Source organism: Streptomyces sp. NPDC058291 (assembly GCF_042880855.1).
Classification (GTDB): domain Bacteria; phylum Actinomycetota; class Actinomycetes; order Streptomycetales; family Streptomycetaceae; genus Streptomyces.
Genome location: NZ_JBHVYK010000163.1, coordinates 1 through 5,823, shown reverse-complemented (window position 1 = coordinate 5,823; position 5,823 = coordinate 1). Strand labels below are relative to the sequence as shown.

General features: G+C 69.8%; 6 protein-coding genes. 2 read left to right on the top strand and 4 right to left on the bottom strand.

All coding sequences use genetic code 11. The features are described 5' to 3' along the window. The 4 genes from ACFVYK_RS37690 to ACFVYK_RS37675 form a co-directional block, all read right to left on the bottom strand. Window positions 1–408: AAA family ATPase (locus ACFVYK_RS37690; RefSeq protein ID WP_389781249.1), on the bottom strand; the 408-nt coding region annotated here is incomplete at its 3' end. Window positions 409–491: 83 nt separating this feature from the next. Then, window positions 492–1,151 carry a vitamin K epoxide reductase family protein gene (locus ACFVYK_RS37685; RefSeq protein ID WP_389781248.1) on the bottom strand — a complete coding sequence of 220 codons (660 nt, stop codon included), beginning with the start codon at window positions 1,149–1,151 and terminating at the stop codon, window positions 492–494. A gap of 201 nt (window positions 1,152–1,352) precedes the next feature. Further along, the gene (gene hisS, locus ACFVYK_RS37680; protein WP_389781247.1) at window positions 1,353–2,615 is read right to left on the bottom strand and encodes a histidine--tRNA ligase; all 1,263 of its coding nucleotides are present in this window, start codon (window positions 2,613–2,615) and stop codon (window positions 1,353–1,355) included. Between the two features lie 13 nt (window positions 2,616–2,628). Beyond that, window positions 2,629–3,345, bottom strand: coding sequence for an MBL fold metallo-hydrolase (locus ACFVYK_RS37675; RefSeq protein ID WP_389781246.1), 717 nt, complete (start codon window positions 3,343–3,345; stop codon window positions 2,629–2,631). 179 nt (window positions 3,346–3,524) lie between these two features. Between ACFVYK_RS37675 and ACFVYK_RS37670 the strand changes: the two genes are divergently transcribed. Continuing rightward, window positions 3,525–4,343 carry a peptidylprolyl isomerase gene (locus ACFVYK_RS37670; RefSeq protein WP_389781245.1) on the top strand — a complete coding sequence of 273 codons (819 nt, stop codon included), beginning with the start codon at window positions 3,525–3,527 and terminating at the stop codon, window positions 4,341–4,343. 178 nt (window positions 4,344–4,521) lie between these two features. Continuing rightward, window positions 4,522–5,751 (top strand): DUF349 domain-containing protein, encoded by a 1,230-nt coding sequence (locus tag ACFVYK_RS37665; protein ID WP_389781244.1) that lies wholly within the window; start codon window positions 4,522–4,524, stop codon window positions 5,749–5,751. The last annotated feature ends 72 nt before the right edge of the window (window positions 5,752–5,823 follow it).

The following is a 5,823-nucleotide window of genomic DNA, read 5'->3' as shown; positions in this document are numbered from 1 at the left end:
CTGCTGGGCCTTGCTGAAGCGGTGGATCTCGTCGAGGAAGAGGACGGTCTCCTTGCCGAACCCGCCGATGGCGCGGCGGGCGCCGTCGATGACCGCGCGGACCTCCTTGACGCCCGCGGTGATGGCGGACAGCTCGACGAACCGCTTGTCGGTGGCCTTGGAGACGACGTACGCCAGCGTGGTCTTCCCGGTGCCCGGCGGGCCCCAGAGGATCACCGAGGAAGGGCCGGCCGGGCCCTTGGCTCCGTCGCCCACCAGGCGGCGCAGAGGTGAGCCGGGTTTCAGCAGGTGCTGCTGGCCCACCACCTCGTCGAGGGTGCGCGGGCGCATCCGGACCGCCAGGGGGCTCCCTGCGGGGTCCTTCTCCTGGCGGTCTTCCGCTGCGGCGGTGAACAGGTCGGGCTCCACACGTCGGAGCCTACGTCAGGGGTCCGACACCGCCGCCCGGCGTCCCGCACGTCGCCCGGCGGGCCACCCGGTCCGGCACGGGCTCAGGCCCAGAGATCGGCGCCCCAGCGGGTCAGGACGAGCATGGCGATGATGCCGACGTGGGTGGCCGGCAGGATCCAGGTGAACTCGCCGAAGAAGCGCTTGAGCCCGTCCGGCGCGGGGAGGAAGCCGTTGCGCACGTTGAACGAGGTGACGTACCAGAACATGGTGATCGTCGCGACCCAGGCCAGCGAGCACCACAGGCACAGGGCGTTGATGTTGTACAGCGACTGGTACTGCAGCCAGGTGCAGAAGCCCACACCGAACAGCGTGCCCGCGTTGAAGGTCAGCCAGTACCAGCGGGGGAAGCGGGCACCGGTCAGCAGACTCATGCCGACGCAGACGACGATGCCGTAGGCGACCAGGCCGAGCATCGGGTTCGGGAAGCCGAAGACGGAGGCCTGCTTGCTCTCCATGACGCTGCCGCAGCTGATGATCGGGCTGATGCTGCAACTGGGCGTGAAGGTCTTTCCCTCGGCCTTGGCCTCGAGGATCTTCATCTTGTCGATCGTGATGACCCAGGCGGCGAGCAGGCCGGCCGCACCGGTGATCAGCAGCAGGATCGCGAACGCACGGCTGCCGCCCACGGTCCGTGGCGCGGTCGCGGCGAGGCGCTCGGGCTCGGACTCCGTGGAGACGTCTTTGACTGTCGTCTTGCTCATCACGCCGATCCGTCACTTGAGAGTTGGACCATCTTCGGGCAGGGCCATTGTGCCGCACACGGCCGCGTCTTCACCGTTCGGTGGACATAAGCATGTACGTACGGCGCTCCCGGAGCGTTCGGTTTCGGCCGGTGGGACGAGACAGGACAGCACACGCGAACGAAGGGTGCCGGATCGCACGACCCGGCACCCCGACGGTTCCTAGCCGAGCCTGGACTCCAGCTCGGCCACGATCTCGTTCACGCCGATCGACGTCTGCTCGCCCGACTCCATGTCCTTGAGCTGGACGACGCCCTCGGCGAGGTCGCGCTCGCCGGCGACGACGGTGTAGCGGGCGCCGCTGCGGTTGGCGTTCTTCATCGCGCCCTTCAGCCCCTTCCCGCCATAGGAGAAGTCGGCCGCCACCCCGAGCTTGCGCAACTCGGTGACCTTGGCGAACAGCACCCGGCGGGCCTCCTCGCCCAGCGGGACGGCGTAGACGGAGGTCGCCGGCGGCAGGTCGAGCTCGACGCCCTCCGCCTCCAGGGCGAGCACCGTGCGGTCGACGCCGAGGGCCCAGCCCACGGACGGGAGCGCCGGGCCGCCGATCATCTCCGACAGACCGTCGTAGCGGCCGCCGCCGCCCACCGCGGACTGGGAGCCCAGGCCGTCGTGGACGAACTCGAAAGTCGTCCGGGTGTAGTAGTCCAGGCCGCGGACCAGCTTGGCGTCGTCCTCGAAGGAGACGCCCGCCGCGGTGATCAGCTCACGGACCTCCTCGTGGTACGCCTTGCAGGCGTCGCACAGGTAGTCGCGCAGCAGCGGCGCGTCCCCGAGCTGCTTCTGCACCGCGTCGCGCTTGTCGTCCAGGACGCGCAGCGGGTTGATGTCCGCCCGGCGCAGGGTGTCCTCGTCGAGGTCGAGGCCGCGCAGGAAGTCCTGCAGGGCGGCGCGGTAGACGGGACGGCACTCCTGGTCGCCCAGGCTGTTGAGCAGGATGCGGAAGTTCCGCAGGCCCAGCGAGCGGTAGGCCTGGTCCGCCAGGATGATCAGCTCGGCGTCCAGCGCCGGGTCCTCGGCGCCGATCGCCTCGGCGCCCACCTGGGAGAAGTGACGGTAGCGGCCCTTCTGCGGGCGCTCGTAGCGGTAGTACGAGCCGGAGTACCAGAGCTTGACCGGCAGGTTGCCCGCCTTGTGCAGGTTGGCCTCGAGCGCGGCGCGCAGCACGGACGCCGTGCCCTCGGGGCGCAGCGCGAGCTGGTCGCCGCCCTTGGTCTCGAAGGCGTACATCTCCTTCGTCACGATGTCGGTCGACTCGCCCACACCGCGCGCGAACAGCTCGACGTTCTCGAAGCCGGGCGTCTCGATGTAGCCGTAGCCGGAGTTGCGCAGGGGGGCGGCGATGGCCTCGCGGACGGCGAGGTACTTGGCGCTGTCCGGCGGGATCAGGTCGTACGTGCCCTTGGGGGCCTGGAAGGTGCTCACGGAAGGTCTCTCGTCACATTCCTCGTCGGGGAGGGGTGTTCGAACCCGCTCCCTGGCCGTCGGCCGCCACCTGCCGCAGATACGGGTTGGCGGCGCGCTCCTGGCCGATGGTCGTCTGGGGGCCGTGGCCGGACAGCACCACGGTCGAGTCGTCGAGCGGCAGGCACACACGGGCCAGCGAGTCGAGCATCTCGGCCATGTCTCCGCCGGGCAGGTCGGTGCGTCCGATGGAGCCGGCGAACAGCAGATCCCCGGAGAAGAAGACCGACGGGATCTCGGTCGTCTCGGGCATCCGGAAGGTCACCGACCCCTTGGTATGGCCCGGCGCGTGGGCGACGGAGAACTCCAGACCGGCCAGGTCCAGCTTCGCGCCGTCGGTCAGCTCACGGACGTCGTCCGGCTCCCCCACGGTCAGCTCGCCCATCAGCGGCATCCCGATGGACCGGCCGAGCGCCTTCTCCGGGTCGCTCATCATGAACCGGTCCTCGGGGTGGATCCAGGCCGGCACGTCGTGCGCGCCGCACACCGGGACGACCGAGGCCACATGGTCGATGTGGCCGTGGGTGAGGACGACGGCGACGGGCTTGAGCCGATGCTTCCTGATCGCTTCCTCGACTCCTGGGGCCGCCTGATGGCCCGGGTCGATGATCACGCACTCCTCACCGGCGGCGGGGGCGACGACATAACAGTTCGTCCCCCAGGCCCCGGCGGGGAACCCGGCAATGAGCACGATCGTCCTTCGTTTGTGTCGATACGCGTGGGCTTCTGGCGGCTGCGCCAGTGGTCAGAGCCTACCGGCGCTGCCGTTTCCTCAGCGAACCCATATACGGTACGGGGCACACGCAGGCGGTCGGCTCACAAGACGCACGCGTCCCAGTCGACGTACGAGACGCATGAGGAGAGAACCCGGTGGTCACCCAGGAACAGCGGAAGCGTCAGCTCGCCCGGGAGAAGTTCTTGCGGCAGCAGCAGCGGCGCACGAGCGCCCGGCGCAAGGCGCGTATGCGCAACTCGGTGATCGCGTCGGTGCTCGGCGTGGTCGTCATCGGCAGCGTGGCGCTGTACACGACGGGTGTCCTCAAGGACGACGACAAGAAGACGAACGCGAGTTCGCAGACGTCGCCGTCGGCGGCGCCCAGCGCGGCGAAGGACCCGTGCGAGAAGCCGGCCGCCGGGTCGGTCAAGACGCAGACCTGGAAGAAGGAGCCGGCGGTCACGATCGACGAGTCGGCGAAGTACACGATGACGCTCGCGACCACCTGCGGCGACATCGGCATAGCGCTCAAGGCGAAGGCCGCGCCGCACACGGTGAACTCCTTCGACTTCCTCGCCGGCAAGGGCTTCTTCGACCACACCAAGTGCCACCGGCTCACCACCAACGGGATCTACGTGCTGCAGTGCGGCGACCCGACGGGCAGCGGCAGCGGCGGCCCCGGTTACACCATTCCGGACGAGAACCTGAAGGACGCCAGTCTGAAGGCCAACGTCTACCCGGCGGGCACGGTCGCGATGGCCAACACCGGTCAGGCGCACACCGGCGGCAGCCAGTTCTTCCTCGTCTACCAGGACAGTCAGCTGCCGCCCAGCTACACGCCGTTCGGGACGCTGTCGGCCGACGGCATGAAGGTGCTGAAGAAGATCGCCGCCGCGGGCGAGAACACCGGCGCCGGTGACGGCGCCCCCAACGCGACGGTCGTGATCAACAAGGCGACGGTCACCAAGTCCTGACGAAGTCCTGGACAGGGCCGGGCGGCAGGCCGGTGACAAGGGGCGGTCAACTGCGCAATTTCGGTCGTGCGGGATGCGGACAGGCGACCCGCCGGTCGCCTATGTTGGCCGTGACGAAACTGTGGACGATGCCCAGGGGCGCCGAAGCCCCTCGCAGGCATCATGTGGAGGAGGCGCTGTGAGCAGCGACCCGTGGGGCCGCGTCGACGAGACGGGGACCGTGTACGTGCGTACGGCCGACGGCGAGCAGGTGGTCGGTTCCTGGCAGGCAGGCTCCCCCGAGGAGGCGCTGGCCTACTTCGAGCGCAAGTACGAGGGCCTGGTTGTCGAGATCGGCCTCCTCGAGAAGCGTGTGCAGACCACCGATCTGTCGGCCAAGGACGCGCAGGTCGCGATCGACCACATCCGCGATCAGGTCGACGCGCATCACGCGGTCGGCGACCTGCAGGCGCTGCGGGAGCGGCTGGACAAGCTGGTGGCGACCGTCGAGTCGCGGCGCGAGGAGCGCAAGCAGCAGCGCGCCAAGCAGTCCGACGAGGCCCGCAAGGCCAAGGAGGGTTTGGTCACCGAGGCCGAGCAGCTCGCCCAGTCCGACCAGTGGCGGGCCGCCGGTGAGCGGCTGCGGGCGCTGGTGGACACCTGGAAGGGTCTGCCCCGGCTGGACCGCAAGTCGGACGACGAGCTGTGGCACCGGTTCTCGCACGCGCGCTCGGCGTTCTCCAAGCGCCGCAAGGCGCACTTCGCGCAGCTGGACGCGCAGCGCGAGGAGGCCCGGCGGATCAAGGAGCGGCTGGTCTCCGAGGCCGAGGCGCTGTCCGGTTCCACGGACTGGGGTCCGTCGGCGGCGCGCTACCGCGAGCTCATGGCGGAGTGGAAGGCGGCGGGCCGCGCCCAGCGCGAGCACGAGGACGACCTGTGGAACCGCTTCCGCGGCGCCCAGGACGTCTTCTTCGCCGCCCGCAGCTCGGTGTTCGCCGAGCGGGACGCGGAGCAGACGGAGAACCTCAAGCTCAAGGAGGAGCTGGCCGAGGAGGCCGAGAAGCTCCTGCCGGTCGGTGACCTGAAGGCGGCGCGCGCCGCGTTCCGTTCGATCAACGAGCGCTGGGAGGCCGTCGGTCATGTGCCGCGCGACGCCCGGCCGAAGATCGAAGGCCGGATGCACGCGGTGGAGCGGGCGATCCAGGAGTCCGAGGAGACCGAGTGGCGCCGGACGAACCCGGAGGCACGCGCGCGTGCCGCGGGTCTGACCGGTCAGCTCCAGGCCGCCGTGGACAAGCTGAAGGGCCAGATCGAGCAGGCACGCGCCCAGGGCAACTCCGCGCGGGCCGACAAGCTGGAGCGCGAGCTCGAAGGCCGTCAGGCGCTGCTGGACCAGGCGCTGAAGGGCCTGCAGGAGTTCGGCGGCTGACCACGGACCAGACCGCACGCCGCCTGGGACCGCAGGCGGCGAAGGGGCCCCCGTACCTCAGGTACGGGGCTG